Raw genomic sequence first — 16,693 nt, 5'->3', positions numbered from 1 at the left:
CACCCGGCCATTGATCGTGCACAGCGGGGGTGTGACAGCCCGTGCTAGCGGCACTCGGCATCCTCGCGGGAATCGCGGTGGTGCTGCTCATCACCGCCTTCACCGGCTACTTCGTCGCCCAGGAATTCGCCTACATGGCCGTCGATCGGTCGCGCCTGAAAGCGCGCGCCGAGAGCGGCGATCCCGCGGCGGCCCGCGCACTGTCCGTCACGCGACGGACCTCCTTCATGCTCTCCGGAGCCCAGCTCGGCATCACCGTGACGGGCCTGCTCGTCGGCTACGTCGCGGAACCGCTCATCGGCCAGGGCCTGGGCACCCTGCTCGGCGGCGTGGGCGTGCCCACCGCCGTCGGCATCGCGATCGGTGCCGTGGCGGCCGTCGGCTTCTCGACCGTGGCGCAGATGGTCTTCGGCGAGCTCTTCCCCAAGAATCTCGCCATCTCCCGGCCGGAACCCGTTGCGCTGCAACTGGCCCTGTCGACCACCGTGTACCTGCGCGTCTTCGGCTGGCTCATCCGGTTCTTCGACCGGGCCTCGAACCTGCTGCTGCGGGCGGTCCGCATCGAACCGGTGCACGACGTGGAGCATTCGGCCACACCGCGCGACCTCGAACACATCGTGGCGGCATCACGCGACGCCGGCGAGCTGCCCCGCGAACTGTCCACGCTGCTCGACCGGATCCTCGACTTCCCCACGCACACCGCCGAACACGCGATGATCCCGCGCTCGCGGGTCGACGTGGTGGCGGCCGGTGAACCCGCGCGGTCCGTGCTCGACCGGATGGCCACCGGGCACACCCGCTACCCCGTGGTGGGTGCCACCGCCGACGATCTGATAGGCGTGATCACGCTGCACGATCTGCTCTCCGACAGCTCCGGCACCGCCGCGACCCGCTGCCGCCCCGCCGTGGTCGTCCCCGGCTCCCTGCCCCTGCCCGCCGTGGTGGCGCAGCTCGCCGACGCCGGGCAGGAGATGGCCTTGGTGATCGACGAGTACGGCGGCTTCGACGGCGTGGTCACCGTGGAGGACATCGCCGAGGAACTGGTCGGCGAGATCGACGACGAACACGACGACAACGGTGCAGCGGACCCGGCCGTCCCCGACGGCGAGGGCTGGCTCGTGCGGGGCGATCTGCACATCGACGAACTCGAACGGCTCCTCGACCTCGATCTGGAACCCGGCGACTACGAGACCGTCGGCGGCGCCGTGATCGCCCACCTCGGCGCCCTGCCCGAGCCCGGCGACACCGTCGACCTACCGGTGGTGCCCGAACCCGCGACACTGCTCGATGACGCTCCACCGCACCGGATCCTGCGGGCCGAGGTGCGCACCGTCGACCGGCGCGTCCCGGAGACCGTGCACTTGACCGTGCGCACCGAGAAGGCCACCAATGGATAACCCCTGGGTGATCGTGGCGATCACGGCCGCGCTGATCGCGGCCAGCGCCTTCTTCGTGGCGGTGGAGTTCTCACTGATCGCGGTGCGCAGGCACCGCCTGGAGGACGCCGCCTCATCCAGCCGGTCCGCGCGCGCGGCGCTGCGCAGCTCGCAGGAGCTCTCGCTGCTGCTCGCGGGATCGCAGCTGGGCATCACGGTGTGCACCCTGGCGCTGGGCGCGATCACCAAACCCGCCGTGGACTCGTGGCTCACACCCGTGCTGGAGAGCACCGGAATACCCACGTGGACAGCCGATGTGGGCGCCTTCCTGCTGGCGCTGTTCATCGTGACCTTCCTGCACCTGGTGGTGGGCGAGATGGCGCCGAAATCGTGGGCCATCGCCCACCCCGAGCGGTCGGCGGTGCTGCTCGCGCTGCCCATGCGCGCCTTCATGACCGTGACCCGCCCGCTTCTCGTGGTGCTCAACAACGCCGCGAACGCCTGCCTGCGCCGCGTGGGCGTGACACCGGTCAACGAGGTGGAATCGGGACAGGACCCCGCCGCGCTGCGCCAACTGGTCCAGCACTCGGCCACCGTGGGCGCGCTCGACGCCCAGTACTCCGGGCACCTGACCAGCGCATTGGAACTGGAGGCGCTCACGCTCGGCGACATCGCCCGGTGGGACGTGCCGCCGTCCACCGTGGCGCCGTCCGCGACTCCGACGCAGGTGCGTGCCGAGGCCGATCGCACCGGCCACCTGCGGCTGCTGATCGACGACGGTGCCGCGGTGCTCGGGATGGTCCACGTGCGCGACTGCCTACAGGTTCCCGACGCGGCACGCGCCACGGACCTGATGCGTCCCGTGCTCTTCCTGACCGCCGACGAACCCGCCTACGCCGCACTGGGTTCCATGCGGGAGTCCCGCACCCACCTGGTGGTTGTGCAACGCGCCGACGGTGCCACCGCCGTGGTCACCCTGTCCGATCTGCTGGGCCGGCTGATGCCGACCGCCTCCTAGCGGTACCCGGCCACCACGGGCATCGTCTTCGCGAAGACGGAGGCGATGTCCGAGGGCTTATCGCCGCCGCGCTGGCCGAAGGGCTTGCCGCCCACGGTGATATCGGGGTTCGAGTAGTAGGGCTGGCGGCTGCACGCGCTGGGTTTGCACAGCGAGGAGGTGTTGTACGCCATGATGTCCACCCGGCCGGTGGAGTCGGCGAAACCGTGCCGCTCGGGGTTCGCCCCGCCCGCACCGGGATTGGTGCCCCAATCGTGCATGGCGCCGAGGTTGTGGCCCAGCTCGTGGGCGAAGACTCCGGCCTCGCCGCGCTTGAGATCCGGCTCCAGCCAATCGTTGCCCACCACACTCCACGCCTGCGAGGAGCTGGCGGCGGTGACGGGCAGAGATGGGTTGCTGGCCATCCCCTCGCCGCCGGTCACCACCAGGGACACCAGATCGGCCCGGTAGCTGTCGCGCAGCCCGCCGGCGTTCTTCTTCAACCAGTTGATGCCGGCGCCGGCGCGCCCCGTCTGCGCCTGCGGTACCGAGCTCTGCTCGACCCCGACCACCCGCACCGAGCCCGCGATACCGCTGCGCGCCAGGGCGCCGTTCATGGCGGAGGCCCCGGTCTCCACCGCCGCCTTCACCTGCGCCTCGCCGCCCCGGGCCTTGAGCACCTCGGGGGTGTAGAGGACGAGAAGGTCGATCACGGGCGCCGTGGGAGCGGCGACGGTGACGGCGGGGGAGACGGTGCCGAGGGCGAGCAGGCCGGCCAGCACGACGGGGACGCGGCGCGCCCGGGGACGGAGTGACATCGGGGACCTCCACACGTTGCGATAGCGAATACCTGATTCAAGGTACCCGACCACGGTGGAGGCCGCCCGTGGTCAGTTCGCGGGGGAGGCGCCGGCCTTGTCGCCGGGTGCATCGAAGACCTCGGAGCCCTCGGAGGCGGGGCCGACCGGTTCGTCGACCGCATCTACCTCGGCCTCCGGGACCACGTCCGGCAGGAGTCACTGGATACCTTCTGGGCTTTGCGATGGCGTAGTGGGTGATGGGAAGATACCCGACTCCGGTCGCCACCGCCTCATACCTTAGACAACCTTGGTAGTCGGCCTCTCACCTGCGGTGATCCGGAACGATTCGGGCACCGGAGCGATGATCGGTCGCGGGGGAACAGGGCCGGGGATATGCTTCGTCGGCCGGAGGCGGAATCCCTCGGGGAGCGGTCGCGCCACTGTGAAGCCAGACCCGCTCCGGCACACCGTATTCACTATCCGGGCGCGAAACCCCGGACGAAGGAGCCACCGTCATGGCGAATCTGAGCACCGCGCACGCGGGCGATCTCTCCCTGGGCATCTCGCGGCGGGCCGTCTGGCTCACCGCGGCCACCGTCCTCGCCGCGCTGGCGTACTACTTCATCGGCATCGACCAGGGCGCCGTCTCGGTGTTCGGGAACGACACCCACATCCACGAGTTCTTCCACGACGCCCGGCACTTCCTGGGCTTCCCCTGCCACTGACGGGGGAGAACCCATGGAGAAGAAGGTCATCGCCCGCGGCGCACTCGCCGGGGCGATCGGAGGGCTGCTCGCCTTCCTCGTGGCCCGGTTCCTGGTGGAACCCATCATCCGCCGCGCCATCGCACGGCAGGACGCCGCCGACGCCGCGGAGCACGCCTCGATGCCCGGCATGACGATGGATTCCACCGAGGTCTACAGCCGGGCCGTCCAGGAGAACTTCGGTCTGGGCGCGGGCATCATCGTCTTCGGCATCGCGATGGGCGTGCTCTTCGCGGTGGCCTACTGCGTGGCGGCGCCCAAGCTCCCGCAGTGGAGCCCACGCGCCCTGGCGCTCGCCGTGGCCGGTTCGCTGTTCGCGGGCTTCTACCTGATCCCGTACCTGAAGTACCCGCCCAACCCGCCCGGCGTGGGCGATCCCGACTCCATCGGCGAACGCACCGGCACCTACCTGCTGATGGTGGCCATCGCCCTGGCACTGGTGGCCACGGCGTGGGTGGTCGGCCTCGCACTGACCCCGAAGTACGGGGGCTGGGAGTCGGCCCTCATCGGCGGCGCGATCATCGTGGCCGGCTCCGTGCTGGCCTTCCTGGTGCTGCCGGCGCCCTTGTCCGCCAAGGACTTCCCCGCCGACGATCTGTACTGGTTCCGCACCTACTCGTTCCTGGCGCAGGCGATCCTGTGGGGCGCCATCGGACTGATCGGCGGTGAGCTGATCAACCGGCTCACGCTGTCGCGCAGCCGCGCCCCGGAGGCCGTCGCGGCCTGACCGCGTAGCGCACCGCGAAACCGCAACGGCGGGTCTACCCTCGTGGGTATGACCCGCCGTTGCGTTCTCTGCTGGGTGGTCGCGGTGTTCTTCCTCATCGTGGCCGGGGTGGCCTTCTACCGGGGCGGGCCCGGCGGCATCGACGGGCTCTTCCTGGTGATCGCGCTGGCCTGGGTGCTGCTCGGCATCCAGGCGCACCAACCCGTCGGCTGGCGCGGCTAGAGACCACCGCGCCGCCGACCGGATCGGGCTACTCGCCGATCTTGCGCGGATCCTCGTCGACCGCCACCACCGCCGGCTCCTCCTCGGCGATCGGGGCGCTGTCGCCCGTGGCGCCACTGGCCGGACGCACCCGCGGCGGCTCGGCGGCGATCGGCGGGGCCTTCGGGGTGCGCAGCAGCTTGAACGCGGTGCCGCCCACGGCCAGCACCAGCGCCACCACGAGGGTGATCAGGAGCGGCTTGCGTGTGCCGCCCTTCGCGGTGCCCGACGGTGCCGCATCGTCGACCAGCGCGAGCGGCGCCTCGTCGGACGAGCGGACCTTGCGGACCACCTTCTTGGCCAGCGCCAGGGCGATGGTCTTACGGGTGACGGAGAAGAACGTGGTGAGCACGCGGGTGGCGATCGACAGACCGATCCCGGTGAGCCCGCGGGCGATGTTGAGTGGGCCGGTGAAGCTCTGACCGAAGCCGGTCGCGACGCGCTGGGCGTTGGTGGGGGCGTGCGACGACTCGTCGGTGGCCTGGACGTCGTCGAGCAGTGGGGTAGCCATCGTGGCGGAATCCTTTCGGCGGACGTGTGACAGTGTGCACCGCCGGTTCGTCCGATTCGGAAAGCCCGACCGGACGCATCCGCCGAAATGGCAGAATGGCGGTGTGACCAACTCCAACGCTACCGCCCACGCGACTCTGCACACCTCCGAAGGCGACATCCGGATCGCCCTGTTCGGTAATCACGCGCCCGTGACCGTGGCCAACTTCGTCGGACTCGCCCAGGGAACCAAGGACTACACCACGACCAATGCGTCGGGTGGCTCGGAGGGCCCGTTCTACGACGGCTCGATCTTCCACCGGGTGATCGACGGTTTCATGATCCAGGGCGGCGATCCGACCGGCACCGGCACGGGTGGCCCCGGCTACGACTTCGTCGACGAGTTCCACCCGGAGCTCAAGTTCGACCGTCCGTACCTGCTGGCCATGGCCAACATCGGCCGCCCCGCCACCAACGGCTCGCAGTTCTTCGTGACCGTCGGCAAGACGCCGCACCTCAACAACCGGCACACCATCTTCGGTGAGGTCGAGGACGAGGACAGCAAGCGCATCATCGACACCATCGCGCACGCCCCCACCGACCGCGCCGACCGCCCGGTCAAGGAGGTCACCATCAACTCGATCACCATCGAGCCCTAAACCTCAGCTATCCGCGCAAGGCCCGGCCGGGATTCCGGCCGGGCCTTCGTGCGCTCCGGCCCCCACCCGGCGGAGAGCGAGCGGGCTGAGGGAGGCACGCCAGTGAAGAAAGTTCCTTAGCCTAAGACGTCCATCGTGGCGAACCGCTTCGGTCTCGGAATTGCCCGCCGGACAAGAAAACCTGTGGTCCAGGACACGGACAACGCGTGCGGGTGGGCGGATTCACCGCCACCGAGCCGTTCTCAGATGGACACCCGCCGTTCACCCTTCGTAACCTTGCCGTGATCTTCAGGAGATGAAGGCGTGACCATCGCGCCGCTCCGGGGAACAGGGAGTGTGAACGAAAGTGACCAGCGACAGTACGAAGACCACCCGCCGCACCCGCGCCGCTCTCGGCGCCGCCGTCGCAGTGATCGGACTCGTCGCCTCACCCGCCGTCTCCCAGGCCGCCCCCGCGCCCCAGGCACCCGCTCCGCAGGCCCCTGCGGCCCAGGCGCCCGCACCGCAGGTCTCCGCCGCACCCGACCGTGGCGCCGTCGTCCAGGCCGCCCTCACCCGCGTGGGGATGCCCTACCAGTACGGCGCGTCGGGCCCGTCGGCCTTCGACTGCTCCGGCCTCGTCAGCTGGGCCATGAACCAGGCGGGCCTGTCGGTACCGCGCAGCAGCTACTCGCTGATGAGCGCCGGCACCCCGGTCTCCCAGGGCGAACTGCGCCCCGGCGATGTGGTGATCACCGCGGGCGGCGGGCACGCGGCCCTCTACGTGGGCGACGGCCAGGTGGTCGAGGCGGTCACCTACGGCACCCCGGTGCGCGTGGCCGGGATCCGCGGCTTCGTGACCGCGCGCCGCTTCTAGGGGCGCAGTTCCTCGAGCTCCTGCGCCACCACGGTGGGCGCCTCGCCCAGCTCCCAGCGGCCCAGGAAGAGCAGATCGTCCCCGCGGCTGAGCTCCAACAGGACCGACTCGCGGCCCCAGTGCTTGGTGCTGGTCCGCTTGATCTGCAGACCGTCCCACGGGAAGTGCTTGCGGCCGAAGGCGCCGCGATAGGTGACACCCTCGGCGTCGGCGGCCAGCCGCGGACGCAGCACCAGCACCGAGGCGCCCAGGTACGCCAGCAGCACGGTGCCCAGCCCCACGAGGACGATGCCCACGGGATCGCTCACCGCGCCGAAGAAGGCGGTCGCGGCGCCGAGCACGACGCCCGCCACCAGCAGGACCACGCCCACACTGCGCGGAGCGCTCCAGTTATCCACAGCTTCGTCCACAACTGGGGATGAATGACATCGATGTGTTTCCGCTGGTGAGGATTACTTCCACCACATCGTCATCAACAGACCGACGATCATCAGGCCGAAGCCGATGGCGAAGTTCCACGGGCCCAGCTCGACCATCCAGTTGAGCGCCTTGCCGGGCGCACCCATGCCGGACTCATCGGCGCCGAGGTAGTACACCAGCAGCCAGGCCAGGCCGGCCAGCATGAATCCGAGGAACAGGGCCACGAACCAGCGGCCCGACGGTGCGCTGACCTTCACGGGCGTACGCGAATCCGACGCCGTGTTGATCGTGTAATCGGTCTTCTTGCGGACCTTCGACTTCGGCATGACTTCCTTCTACCTGGGTGCTTTTCACCAGCCAGGTTATCGGATGTGCCCGGGTGACCCCACCCCAGTACGCTGAGCGACGTGCGAATCCTCGTCGTCGACAACTATGACAGCTTCGTCTTCAACCTGGTCCAGTACCTGGGCCAGCTGGGCGTGGAGGCCGATGTCTGGCGCAACGACGATCCGCGACTGGACGATCCGGCCGCCGCAGCCGCGCAGTACGACGGTGTGCTGCTGAGCCCCGGCCCCGGCACCCCCCAGCGTGCCGGCCAGACGATGCCCATGGTGACCGCCGCTCGCGAGGCCGGATCGCCGCTGCTCGGCGTGTGCCTCGGCCACCAGGCCATCGGCGCCGTCTTCGGCGCCACCGTGGACCGTGCCCCCGAACTGCTGCACGGCAAGACCTCGCTGGTGCACCACAACGGCCACGGCGTGCTCGCGGGCCTGCCCGATCCGTTCACCGCCACCCGCTACCACTCGCTCACGGTGCTCGAGCCCACGATCCCCGACGAGCTGGAGATCACCGGGCGCACCGAATCCGGCGTGGTGATGGCCTTCAAACACCGCGAGCTGCCCATCCACGGCGTGCAGTTCCACCCCGAGAGCGTGCTCACCGAGGGCGGTCACCGGATGCTAGCGAACTGGCTCGCCGTGTGCGGCCTCCAGGTCCCCGAGGCGCGTGTCGCCGAACTGGAGCAGGAAGTGGCCGCCGCGCTCGCCTGAGCGCGACATCGCGATACCGCGGCCTAGCGGCGGATCTTGATCGTCACCTGCGTGGACGTGTCCACCGGGGTTCCCGGGCGCGGAGTGGTGTCGTAGACCTTGTTCACGTCCCACGGGAAACCGGCCTTGGCGGAATCGTCCACGCCGATGTTCGACGCCGAGAATCCGGCGGAGATCAGCGTCGCCCGGGCGGCGTTCACGTCCTGACCGACCACGTTCGGCATCGGCAGCGACTTCGCCTTGGACACCACGATGGTGATCTTGCTGCCCTTGTCGACCGAGGTACCACCGGTCGGATTGGTGCGGAGCACCGTGCCGGCGGCGGCGGGATCGTCGACCTCCTGGACCGAGGTCTCGAACCCCAGGCCCTTGAGGTTCGACTCGGCCTGCGCGAGCGGCGTGTTGGAGACGTCCGGCACCCGGACCTGCTCCTTACCGGTGCTCACGGTGAGCACGATCGGCGTGTTCTGCGGCGTGTTCGCACCCACCGCCGGATTCGTGGAGACCACATCGCCCGACTTCACGGTGGGCGAGGCCTCCCGCTTCGGGTCCTTGGCCACCGTGAAACCGGCCTTGGTCAAGATGTCGCGGGCGTCCTTCTCCGAACGGTTCACCACATCGGGGACCGCCGCGATCTTCGGGCCCGACGAGACCTCGACGATCACCGTCGACCCCTCGGTGGCCTGCGTGTCCGGACCGGGGATGGTGGAGATCACCTGCTCCGCGGGCACCGTGTTGTCGGGCACCCGCTTGATCTGCACGTTGAAGCCCAGCTTCTGCAGCGCCACCTGGGCGTCGCTGGCGTTCTGGCCGATCTGCGAGGTCACCGTGACCTGCTTGGTCTCGCCCGGACCCGACAGCAGGTAGAAGGTGGTGCCGCCCACCAGGATGAGCGCGATCACCGCGGCCGAGACCCACAGCAGCAGCTTCGAACGCCCGCCCGAGGAGTCGGTCGAATGCTTGGCCCGCCCCGTGGCCGCCGGAACCGCGGCCACCGCCTCGGTGGGCCGATCGTCGTCGTCCGACGGTGCGCCCGCCGCACCCGCGGCAGGGGCGGCCGCGGCAGCGGCGGCGACCGGAGCGGCCTTCGCCGCGCGGCGGGGCCTCGAGGGCTCGGTGAGCAGCGCATCGCGCTCCTCGTCCGTGAGCACCATCGGTGCCTCCGGCTTGCGGCCCGCGAGCACCCGGATCAGGTCCTGCCGCATCTCGCCAGCGGTCTGGTACCGGTTGTCCGGGTTCTTCGCCAGCGCCTTGAGGGTGATCGAGTCCAGCTCCGGCGGCACGGTGTCGAGGATCGACGACGGGGTCGGCGGATCCTCGCGGACGTGCTGCGAGGCCACCGCGACCGGCGAATCGCCCACGAACGGCGGACGGCCGGTGAGCAGCTCGAACAGCACGCAGCCGGCGGCGTAGACATCGGAACGGGCGTCCACCGATAGGCCGCGGGCCTGCTCGGGGGAGAGGTACTGCGCGGTGCCGATCACGGCGGCGGTTTGGGTCATCGCGGCCGAGGGATCGTTCATCGCGCGGGCGATGCCGAAGTCCATCACCTTGATCTCGCCCGCCCGGGTGAGCATCACGTTGGCCGGCTTCATATCGCGGTGCACGATGCCGTTGCGGTGGCTGAAGTCCAGTGCCGCACAGACATCGGCCATCCACGTCATCGCCGCCTGCGGCGCGATCGTGCCGTCGCGGCGCAACACGTCGCGCAGCGTCTCGCCGTCCACGTACTCCATGACGATGTACGGCAGCGGCCCGGTCGGCGTGTCGGCCTCACCGGTGTCGTACACCTGCACGATCGTCGGATGGTTCAGCGAGGCGGCGTTCTGGGCCTCGCGCCGGAAGCGCTCGTAGAAGCTCGGGTCCCGCGCCAGATCGGCGCGCAGGATCTTGATCGCCACATCGCGCGACAGACGGGTGTCCCGCGCCAGGTGCACCTCGGACATGCCACCGAACCCGAGCGTTTCGCCCAGGTCGTAGCGGTCGTTGATGCGACGCGGCGGGGTTGTCATCGTCTGTGTCCGTTATCCGTTAGTTCCTGCAGGGGACGGGGAGCCCGAAGATGCCGCACGGCGGCGGCGTCGTGGTCGGCTCACCGCCGGTGACCGGCGGCTCCGTCGTGGTCGGCGGTTGCGTCGTCGTCGGAGGCGGCGTGGTGGTCGTCGGCTTCGGCGGCGGCGTCGTGGTGGGCGGGGGCGGCGGCGGGGCGGCCGTCGAGGTCTCCGTCACCGTCCGCGTGGGCGGCGGCGTGTCCTGCGTCTGCGTCGTCGGACGCACCGAGGTCGGCGCACCGGTGGGCGGCGGCGCGGTGACCGTCGGCTCCGTCGGTGTGGTCGTGGACGGCGAATCGCTGCCCGCGTTCTGGAACAGCAGGTAGCCGCCGATGATCGCCGCGGCGATCAGCAGCAGCACCACCGAACCGCCCAGGATCGTCTTCTGGCCCTTGGTCCAGCCGTCGCTGTCGTACTGCGTGGGCGCGGCCGCCCGCGGCGTGGGCGTCGAGTTCCGGTTCGCGGTCACCGGCTGCGGCCCGGGACGCGGCTGCGGCGGCACCACCGTGGTGGCGGCCGTCGCCGGCTCGCGCGAGGCGCCCGCGGCGCCACCGGTCCAGCCCCGCGGCATCGGCGGGCGCTGGCCCGCCTTCACGGCGGCCACGGCATCGGCGAACTCGCCGCCGTTCGCGTACCGCTGCCGCGGATCCTTGACCAGGGTCAGCGTGATCAGCTCGCGCACCGGCGCCGGAAGCTCGGCCGGCAGCGGATCGGGCTGATCCCGGATGTGCTTCATCGCCACGGTGATCGCACCGTCGCCGGAGAACGGACGCTTGCCGGCGAGGCACTCGTAACCCACCACGCCGAGCGAGTAGACATCGGAGGCCGCGGTGGCGTCCTCACCGGAGGCCTGCTCCGGCGAGATGTACTGGGCGGTGCCCATCACCATGCCGGTCTTGGTGACCGGCGCCGCGTCGACCGCCTTGGCGATACCGAAGTCGGTGATCTTCACCTGGCCGGTCGGGGTGATCAGGATGTTGCCGGGCTTGACGTCGCGGTGCACCAGGCCGGCGCTGTGCGCCACCTGCAGCGCCCGGCCGGTCTGCTCCAGCAGGTCGAGCGCCTGCGCCTGGCTCAGGTGCCCCAGGCGGGACAGCACCGCGTTGAGCGGCTCACCGTTCACCAGCTCCATCACCAGGTACGCCAGGGGCGCGCCACCGGCCTGATCGTCGGTCTCGCCGTAGTCGTAGACGCCGGCGATGCCCGGGTGGTTCAGGGCGGCCGTGGTGCGGGCCTCGTTGCGGAACCGCGCGAGGAACTCCTGGTCCTCGGAGAACTCCGCCTTGAGCACCTTGATCGCCACGCGGCGGTCCAGCCGCGTGTCCATCGCCTCCCACACCTGACCCATGCCACCGGTCGCGATGAGCCGGAGGAGTTCGTACCGGTCGGCGATTATGGAGCCGGTCTGCAGACTCATCAGTTCCCCTGCCCGTTCACCGCGGCGCCTATCACCGCACGTCCGATCGGCGCTGCGAGCGACCCACCGGTCGCCGCCTCGCCTTGATTGCCACCATTCTCAATGATGACGGCGACCGCCACCTTCGGGTCGTTCACCGGCCCGTAGCCGATGTACCACGCATGCGGGGGTTCGGCCACCGACCGACCCTCCGAGTGCTCCGCCGTACCCGTCTTCGAGGCGATCGCCACCTTGCCGCCCGCACCCTTCGTGTTCCGTTCGGAGGCCACCATCAGCTCGCGCATCTGTGCCGCGACCTCGGGCGAGAGCGCCTGCCCCGCGCGCTTGGGCGAGGTGGTCGAGATCGTCGACAGATCGGGCGACTGCAGGCTGTCCACCAGGTAGGGCTGCATCCGGATGCCGCCGTTCGCGAGGGTCGCCGCGATCACCGCGTTCTGCAGGGGCGTCAGCGCCACATCGAGCTGGCCGATCGCCGACTGTCCCACCTGCGCGGGGTAGATCATCGGACCGGTCACCGACTGCGAGACCGGCAGCGGGATCGAGTCGGGAGAGCTGTTCACGCCGAAGTTGTTCGCCATCTGCTTGATCGCCTCTCCTCCGTCCTGCATCTTCTGGGTCGACAGGTCCACGAACGCGGTGTTGCAGGAGTACTGGAACGCCTGCAACAGGCTGACGGTACCGCCCGAGGATTCAGGACACGTCATCCCTGCGTAGTTCTGCAGTGTCGTGCCGCCGCCCCCGGGCAGGGTGATCTGCTTATCGGCCGTGAGCCGGGTGTTCAGGTCGATGCCCTTGCCCTGGCTGAGCGCCGCGGCCGTGGTGATCACCTTGAAGGTGGACCCGGGCGGGTACAGCTGCGATGTGGCGCGGTTGAGCATCGGCTGGTCCGGCGCCTTGGTCAGCTGCTCCCAGGCCGCGCTGACCACCTTCGGATCGTGTGAGGACAGCGGGTTCGGGTCGTAGCTGGGCGTCGAGACCATCGCCAGGATCTTGCCGGTCTGCGGTTCGATCGCGACGGCCGAACCGTGGCACGGCCCGTTCGAACCGCACGCCGAGATCAGCCGCTCGTAGGCGATCTTCTGCATGGCCGGGTTGATCGTGGTGACCACGTTGCCGCCGCGCGGGTCGCGGCCGGACAGCAGGTCGACGATGCGCCGGCCGAACAGCCGGTCGTCGCTGCCGTTGAGGATCGGGCCCTCGGCGTGCTCGAGCGCGCCGGCGCTGTAGACCATCGAGTAGTAGCCGGTGATCGGGGCGTAGGCGGGCGCCAGCTCCTTGGGGTAGGTGCGCAGGTACTTGTAGCGGTCGTCGGTGGGCACCGACTGCGCCATCACCTGACCGCCCGCCAGGATGGAGCCGCGCTGGCGGGAGTACTCGTCGAGCAGGACCCGCTCGTTGCGCGGATCGGTGCGGAGGTCGTCCGCCTTGAAGACCTGCACGTAGGTGGCGTTCGCGAGGAGCGCGACCACGAGCAGGACGACGACGACGGAGACGCGGCGGATCGGGGTATTCATACGCGCTTCACGATCTCGGTGGGCCGGTCGGGGACCGGTGCACCGGGCTTGCGCGTGACCTTGGGTTCGCGGGCCGCGTTGGAGATGCGCAGCAGCAGCGCGATGAGGGCGTAGTTCGTGAGCAGCGAGGATCCGCCGTAGCTCACGAAGGGCGTGGTCAGACCCGTCAGCGGGATGAGCTTGGTGACGCCGCCGACCACCACGAAGAGCTGGATCGCCACCGTCGAGGCCAGGCCGGCGGCCAGCAGCTTGCCGAAGCTGTCGCGCACCGTCAGGCCGATCCGGAAGCCGCGGAAGATGAGCACTAGGAACAGCATGAGCACGGCGGCCAGGCCGATCAGGCCGAGCTCCTCACCGATCGCGGCGATGATGAAGTCGGTCGAGGCGAAGGGCACCATCGTGGGCCGGCCGGAGCCGAGCCCCGTCCCGGCCAGACCGCCCGTGGCCAGCGAGAACAGCGACTGCGCGGGCTGGAAACCGATGTCCTCGTAGTGGTCGAAGGGGTGCAGCCACACCTCGACGCGCACCCGCAGGTGGCTGAACATGAAGTAGGCCGCGACGGCGCCCACCACGGCCAGTGCGAGGCCGACCACGACCCAGCCGACGCGTTCGGTGGCGATGTAGACCATGGCGAGCACGGTGAAGAAGATCAGCAGCGGGGTGCCGAGGTCGTTGGCGTAGCCGAGCACGGCCAGGGCCACGATCCACACCAGCAGCAGCGGCGCCAGATCGCGCGGGCGGGGCAGGTCGATGCCGAGCACGCGGCGTCCGGCGGTGGTGAACAGGTCGCGCTTGGACACCAGGAAGGCCGCGGTGAAGATGATCAGCAGGATCTTGCTGATCTCGCTGGGCTGGATGCTGAACAGCGGGGTCTTGATCCAGTTCTTCGAGCCGTTGATCTCGGACAGGCTGGACGGCAGCAGGGCGGGCAGCGCGAGCAGGATCAGGCCGACGAGGCCGATCGTGTACGCGTACTTGGCGAGCGTGCGGTGATCGCGCAGCAGCGCCAGGATCGCGACCAGCACCACCACGCCGAGCAGGGTCCACAGGATCTGCTGATTGGCCTCGTTGATCTCCTGGATCCGGCCGTTCTCGCCGTGCGCGCGGCCCAGATCGAGGCGGTGGATGAGCACCAGGCCGAGGCCGTTGAGCATCGCCACCACGGGCAGGATCAGCGGGTCGGCGTAGGGCGCGAAGCGGCGCACCGCGATGTGCGCGGCGGCGTAGAGCACCACGAAGGCCACCACGTACTTGGCCAGGTCCCAGCTGATGGTCTGCTTCTGCGCCCACTCGACGATGGCGAGCGAGGCACCGGTGATCACGGTGGCGGCGCACAGCAGGACCAATTCCTTCGACCGGGATCCACGGTTCGGGTCGAGCGCGAGGCCGGTACCCGGGGTGTTGGTGGCGGTACCGGACGTCACGAGGGGCCCCCACGGCAGGGCTCATCGGGGGTGGAGGTCTGGGTGACCACCTTGGTCTCCGGCGGGGGAGGCGGGGTGATCGTCTCGCCGGTGGGCGCCGGGGTGGCACCGGGCGGCGGCGCGGGCACGGGGATGACCTGCGTCTCGACCTTGCAGCGCGGGATCAGGTTGTCCTTCTCGGTGAGCGCGCGGGCCTGGTTGCGGGCGTCCTCGATCGAGCTCGCGTAGGGCAGGCCGTCGAGGTTGGCGCGGCCGCGCGGGGTGAGATCGCCCTTGTTCAGCGGGGTGCAGCCCTGGGTGGTGCCGTCACCGCCGGGGGTCTCCGCGATGCAGACGATCTCCTGCTGGCTGTTGAGCGCCTTGCCGAACAGGTTCACCTTCACGCCGCGGGAGATGGCGATGGTGCCGTTGTCGGTGGCGCCCACGAAGTAGTTGGAGTTCACCACCGAGCGGGTGGCGATCACGCCGACGGCGCCGCCGATGAGCAGCACCAGGATCACGGCGAGCGCGATCCACTTGCGACGGGGCCCGGTCTCGGGCTCGTCCTCGGTCTCCTGCGCGATCACCCGACGGGGCGCCTTGCGCGGGGGACGCAGCGCGGCGGCACGGCCGGCGGCGGTGTTGGACGGCGGGACGTAGTCCTCATCGTCGTCGTTGGCGGCGCCGCCCACGATCGGGCGGCTCTGCCCGAAGCTGGAGTCCTCGACGCGGGCGACCACCACGGTCACGTTGTCGGGTCCGCCGGAGCGCAGGGCCAGCTCGATCAGCTTGTCGGCGGCGGCCGAGACGTCGTCGGCGGCGAGCCCGAGGGTGTCGCCGATGGTCTCGTCGCTCACCACGTCGGACAGGCCGTCGGAGCAGAGCAGGTAGACGTCGCCCGCCTTGGCCTCGCGGAGCGTGAGGGTGGGCTCGACCTCGTGGCCGGTGAGGGCCTTCATGATGAGGGAGCGCTGCGGGTGGGTGTGCGCCTGTTCGGCGGTGATGCGGCCCTCGTCGACGAGGGTCTGGACGAAGGTGTCGTCCTTGGTGATGCGGGTGAGCTGGCCGTCGCGCAGCAGGTAGCCGCGCGAGTCGCCCACGTGGATCAGGCCGAGCTTGGAGCCGGCGAACAGGATCGCGGTGAGCGTGGTGCCCATGCCGTCGAGCTCGGGGTCCTCGGCGACCTGTTCGGCGATGGTCTCGTTGCCCGTGACCATCGCCTCTTCGAGGGTGTCCAGCAGATCGCCGCTGGGCTCGTCGTCGTCGAGGGGCGCGAGCGCGGTGATCATCAGCTGCGAGGCCACCTCGCCGGCCGCGTGGCCGCCCATGCCGTCGGCGAGCGCCAGCAGCCGGGGACCGGCGTACACCGAGTCCTCGTTGTTGCTGCGGACGAGACCGCGGTCGGAGCGCGCCGCATAGCGCAGGATCAGGCTCACGGGCGCAGCTCGATCACGGTCTTGCCCACCCGCACGGGCGTTCCCAGCGGGACGCGGGTGGGCGTGGTGACCTTGTTGCGGGCGAGGTAGGTGCCGTTGGTGGAGCCGAGGTCCTCGACGTACCAGTCGTCACCGTCGCGGGCGAGCCGCGCGTGCCGGGTCGACGCGTAGTCGTCGTTGAGGACGAGCGTCGAATCGTCGGCGCGGCCGATCAGCACCGGCTGCTGGCCGAGCGTGATCCGCGTGTTCGCGAGCGGGCCGTGGGTGACCACCAGGTACTTGGCGGTCTTGCTGCCGCGCTGGAAGAAGCTGCCGCGCGGCGGCTTCACTTCCTTCTGCTTCGGCCGCAGACCCGAGGCCAGGCGCGCATCGGAGCGCAGCGCGTTGATCACCAGCCACACGCACAGCCACAGCAGCAGGAGGAAACCCGCGCGCGTCAGCTGTAGGACCAGTCCCTGCACGGCGCCTCCCTCC

18 protein-coding genes are annotated in these 16,693 nt (G+C 70.0%); 8 read left to right on the top strand and 10 right to left on the bottom strand.

Features of this window, described 5'->3' with window-relative positions; genetic code table 11:
- Positions 1–41 precede the first annotated feature (41 nt).
- Both TTY48_RS08995 and TTY48_RS08990 read left to right on the top strand, forming a co-directional pair.
- Entirely contained in the window at positions 42–1,397 is a 1,356-nt protein-coding gene (locus TTY48_RS08995; protein ID WP_220657173.1) for a hemolysin family protein, read from the top strand.
- A complete protein-coding gene (locus TTY48_RS08990) occupies positions 1,390–2,394 on the top strand; it encodes a CNNM domain-containing protein (protein ID WP_220657172.1) in 1,005 nt (334 codons plus the stop codon). Before TTY48_RS08995 ends, TTY48_RS08990 begins: the two co-directional genes overlap by 8 nt.
- Here TTY48_RS08990 and TTY48_RS08985 read toward each other — a convergent pair.
- Positions 2,391–3,191 carry a M12 family metallo-peptidase gene (locus TTY48_RS08985; protein WP_220657171.1) on the bottom strand — a complete coding sequence of 267 codons (801 nt, stop codon included), beginning with the start codon at positions 3,189–3,191 and terminating at the stop codon, positions 2,391–2,393. The genes TTY48_RS08990 and TTY48_RS08985 overlap by 4 nt on opposite strands.
- 497 nt (positions 3,192–3,688) lie before the next feature.
- Here TTY48_RS08985 and TTY48_RS08980 point away from each other — a divergent pair, with 497 nt between their 5' ends.
- Genes TTY48_RS08980 through TTY48_RS08970 form a run of 3 tightly spaced genes read left to right on the top strand, consistent with a single transcriptional unit; the run spans position 3,689 to position 4,886 of the window.
- Positions 3,689–3,898 carry a CbtB-domain containing protein gene (locus tag TTY48_RS08980; protein WP_220657170.1) on the top strand — a complete coding sequence of 70 codons (210 nt, stop codon included), beginning with the start codon at positions 3,689–3,691 and terminating at the stop codon, positions 3,896–3,898.
- 13 nt (positions 3,899–3,911) lie between these two features.
- The gene (locus tag TTY48_RS08975; protein ID WP_220657169.1) at positions 3,912–4,664 is read left to right on the top strand and encodes a CbtA family protein; all 753 of its coding nucleotides are present in this window, start codon (positions 3,912–3,914) and stop codon (positions 4,662–4,664) included.
- Positions 4,665–4,712: 48 nt separating this feature from the next.
- Complete coding sequence (locus TTY48_RS08970) at positions 4,713–4,886, top strand: hypothetical protein (RefSeq protein WP_220657168.1); 174 nt, start codon at positions 4,713–4,715, stop codon at positions 4,884–4,886.
- A gap of 28 nt (positions 4,887–4,914) precedes the next feature.
- Here the strand turns inward: TTY48_RS08970 and cwsA are convergent, their stop codons facing one another.
- Positions 4,915–5,436, bottom strand: a complete 522-nt coding sequence (gene cwsA, locus TTY48_RS08965) for a cell wall synthesis protein CwsA (protein ID WP_220657167.1) — start codon at positions 5,434–5,436, stop codon at positions 4,915–4,917.
- Between the two features lie 103 nt (positions 5,437–5,539).
- On the opposite strand from cwsA, the gene TTY48_RS08960 reads away from it, so the two are divergent.
- Positions 5,540–6,073: a peptidylprolyl isomerase gene (locus TTY48_RS08960; RefSeq protein ID WP_220657166.1), complete on the top strand. Its 534-nt coding sequence runs from the start codon at positions 5,540–5,542 to the stop codon at positions 6,071–6,073.
- A gap of 346 nt (positions 6,074–6,419) precedes the next feature.
- Positions 6,420–6,929: a C40 family peptidase gene (locus tag TTY48_RS08955; protein WP_220657165.1), complete on the top strand. Its 510-nt coding sequence runs from the start codon at positions 6,420–6,422 to the stop codon at positions 6,927–6,929.
- On the opposite strand, the gene TTY48_RS08950 is transcribed toward TTY48_RS08955, so the two are convergent.
- Together TTY48_RS08950 and crgA are read right to left on the bottom strand one after the other, a co-directional pair.
- Positions 6,926–7,327 carry a PH domain-containing protein gene (locus TTY48_RS08950; protein ID WP_220657164.1) on the bottom strand — a complete coding sequence of 134 codons (402 nt, stop codon included), beginning with the start codon at positions 7,325–7,327 and terminating at the stop codon, positions 6,926–6,928. The two genes, TTY48_RS08955 and TTY48_RS08950, sit on opposite strands and share 4 nt — an antisense overlap.
- 54 nt (positions 7,328–7,381) lie before the next feature.
- Positions 7,382–7,675: a cell division protein CrgA gene (gene crgA, locus TTY48_RS08945; RefSeq protein WP_220657163.1), complete on the bottom strand. Its 294-nt coding sequence runs from the start codon at positions 7,673–7,675 to the stop codon at positions 7,382–7,384.
- An 81-nt stretch (positions 7,676–7,756) separates the two neighbouring features.
- On the opposite strand from crgA, the gene TTY48_RS08940 reads away from it, so the two are divergent.
- Complete coding sequence (locus TTY48_RS08940) at positions 7,757–8,398, top strand: aminodeoxychorismate/anthranilate synthase component II (protein WP_220657162.1); 642 nt, start codon at positions 7,757–7,759, stop codon at positions 8,396–8,398.
- A gap of 23 nt (positions 8,399–8,421) precedes the next feature.
- Here TTY48_RS08940 and pknB read toward each other — a convergent pair whose 3' ends face one another.
- From pknB to TTY48_RS08910, 6 genes are read right to left on the bottom strand one after another with little or no spacing between them, the layout of a single operon-like run.
- Complete coding sequence (gene pknB, locus TTY48_RS08935; RefSeq protein WP_220657161.1) at positions 8,422–10,410, bottom strand: Stk1 family PASTA domain-containing Ser/Thr kinase; 1,989 nt, start codon at positions 10,408–10,410, stop codon at positions 8,422–8,424.
- A gap of 19 nt (positions 10,411–10,429) precedes the next feature.
- Complete coding sequence (locus TTY48_RS08930) at positions 10,430–11,866, bottom strand: protein kinase (RefSeq protein ID WP_220657160.1); 1,437 nt, start codon at positions 11,864–11,866, stop codon at positions 10,430–10,432.
- Positions 11,866–13,380, bottom strand: a complete 1,515-nt coding sequence (locus TTY48_RS08925) for a penicillin-binding protein 2 (RefSeq protein WP_220657159.1) — start codon at positions 13,378–13,380, stop codon at positions 11,866–11,868. Before TTY48_RS08925 ends, TTY48_RS08930 begins: the two co-directional genes overlap by 1 nt.
- Complete coding sequence (locus TTY48_RS08920) at positions 13,377–14,804, bottom strand: FtsW/RodA/SpoVE family cell cycle protein (RefSeq protein WP_220657158.1); 1,428 nt, start codon at positions 14,802–14,804, stop codon at positions 13,377–13,379. The genes TTY48_RS08925 and TTY48_RS08920 overlap by 4 nt, the downstream gene beginning before the upstream one ends.
- The gene (locus tag TTY48_RS08915; RefSeq protein ID WP_220657157.1) at positions 14,801–16,219 is read right to left on the bottom strand and encodes a PP2C family serine/threonine-protein phosphatase; all 1,419 of its coding nucleotides are present in this window, start codon (positions 16,217–16,219) and stop codon (positions 14,801–14,803) included. Before TTY48_RS08915 ends, TTY48_RS08920 begins: the two co-directional genes overlap by 4 nt.
- On the bottom strand, positions 16,216–16,680 hold the full coding sequence (locus TTY48_RS08910) for an FHA domain-containing protein (protein WP_220657156.1): 465 nt from the start codon (positions 16,678–16,680) through the stop codon (positions 16,216–16,218). The genes TTY48_RS08915 and TTY48_RS08910 overlap by 4 nt, the downstream gene beginning before the upstream one ends.
- Positions 16,681–16,693 lie beyond the last annotated feature (13 nt).

Source organism: Tsukamurella sp. TY48 (assembly GCF_019656655.1).
In the GTDB taxonomy this organism is placed as follows: domain Bacteria; phylum Actinomycetota; class Actinomycetes; order Mycobacteriales; family Mycobacteriaceae; genus Tsukamurella; species Tsukamurella strandjordii.
The sequence above is the reverse complement of the archived record's forward strand: the minus strand, read 5'-3'. Positions and strand labels throughout refer to the sequence as shown.

What these genes read in the sequence shown, in the direction of transcription:
- TTY48_RS08990 (WP_220657172.1), top strand. Translation starts at nt 1,390, where the DNA reads ATGGATAACCCCTGGGTGATCGTGGCGATCACGGCCGCGCTGATCGCG.
- TTY48_RS08985 (WP_220657171.1), bottom strand. Translation starts at nt 3,191, where the DNA reads ATGTCACTCCGTCCCCGGGCGCGCCGCGTCCCCGTCGTGCTGGCCGGC.
- TTY48_RS08980 (WP_220657170.1), top strand. Translation starts at nt 3,689, where the DNA reads ATGGCGAATCTGAGCACCGCGCACGCGGGCGATCTCTCCCTGGGCATC.
- TTY48_RS08975 (WP_220657169.1), top strand. Translation starts at nt 3,912, where the DNA reads ATGGAGAAGAAGGTCATCGCCCGCGGCGCACTCGCCGGGGCGATCGGA.
- TTY48_RS08970 (WP_220657168.1), top strand. Translation starts at nt 4,713, where the DNA reads ATGACCCGCCGTTGCGTTCTCTGCTGGGTGGTCGCGGTGTTCTTCCTC.
- cwsA (WP_220657167.1), bottom strand. Translation starts at nt 5,436, where the DNA reads ATGGCTACCCCACTGCTCGACGACGTCCAGGCCACCGACGAGTCGTCG.
- crgA (WP_220657163.1), bottom strand. Translation starts at nt 7,675, where the DNA reads ATGCCGAAGTCGAAGGTCCGCAAGAAGACCGATTACACGATCAACACG.
- pknB (WP_220657161.1), bottom strand. Translation starts at nt 10,410, where the DNA reads ATGACAACCCCGCCGCGTCGCATCAACGACCGCTACGACCTGGGCGAA.
- TTY48_RS08930 (WP_220657160.1), bottom strand. Translation starts at nt 11,866, where the DNA reads ATGAGTCTGCAGACCGGCTCCATAATCGCCGACCGGTACGAACTCCTC.
- TTY48_RS08925 (WP_220657159.1), bottom strand. Translation starts at nt 13,380, where the DNA reads ATGAATACCCCGATCCGCCGCGTCTCCGTCGTCGTCGTCCTGCTCGTG.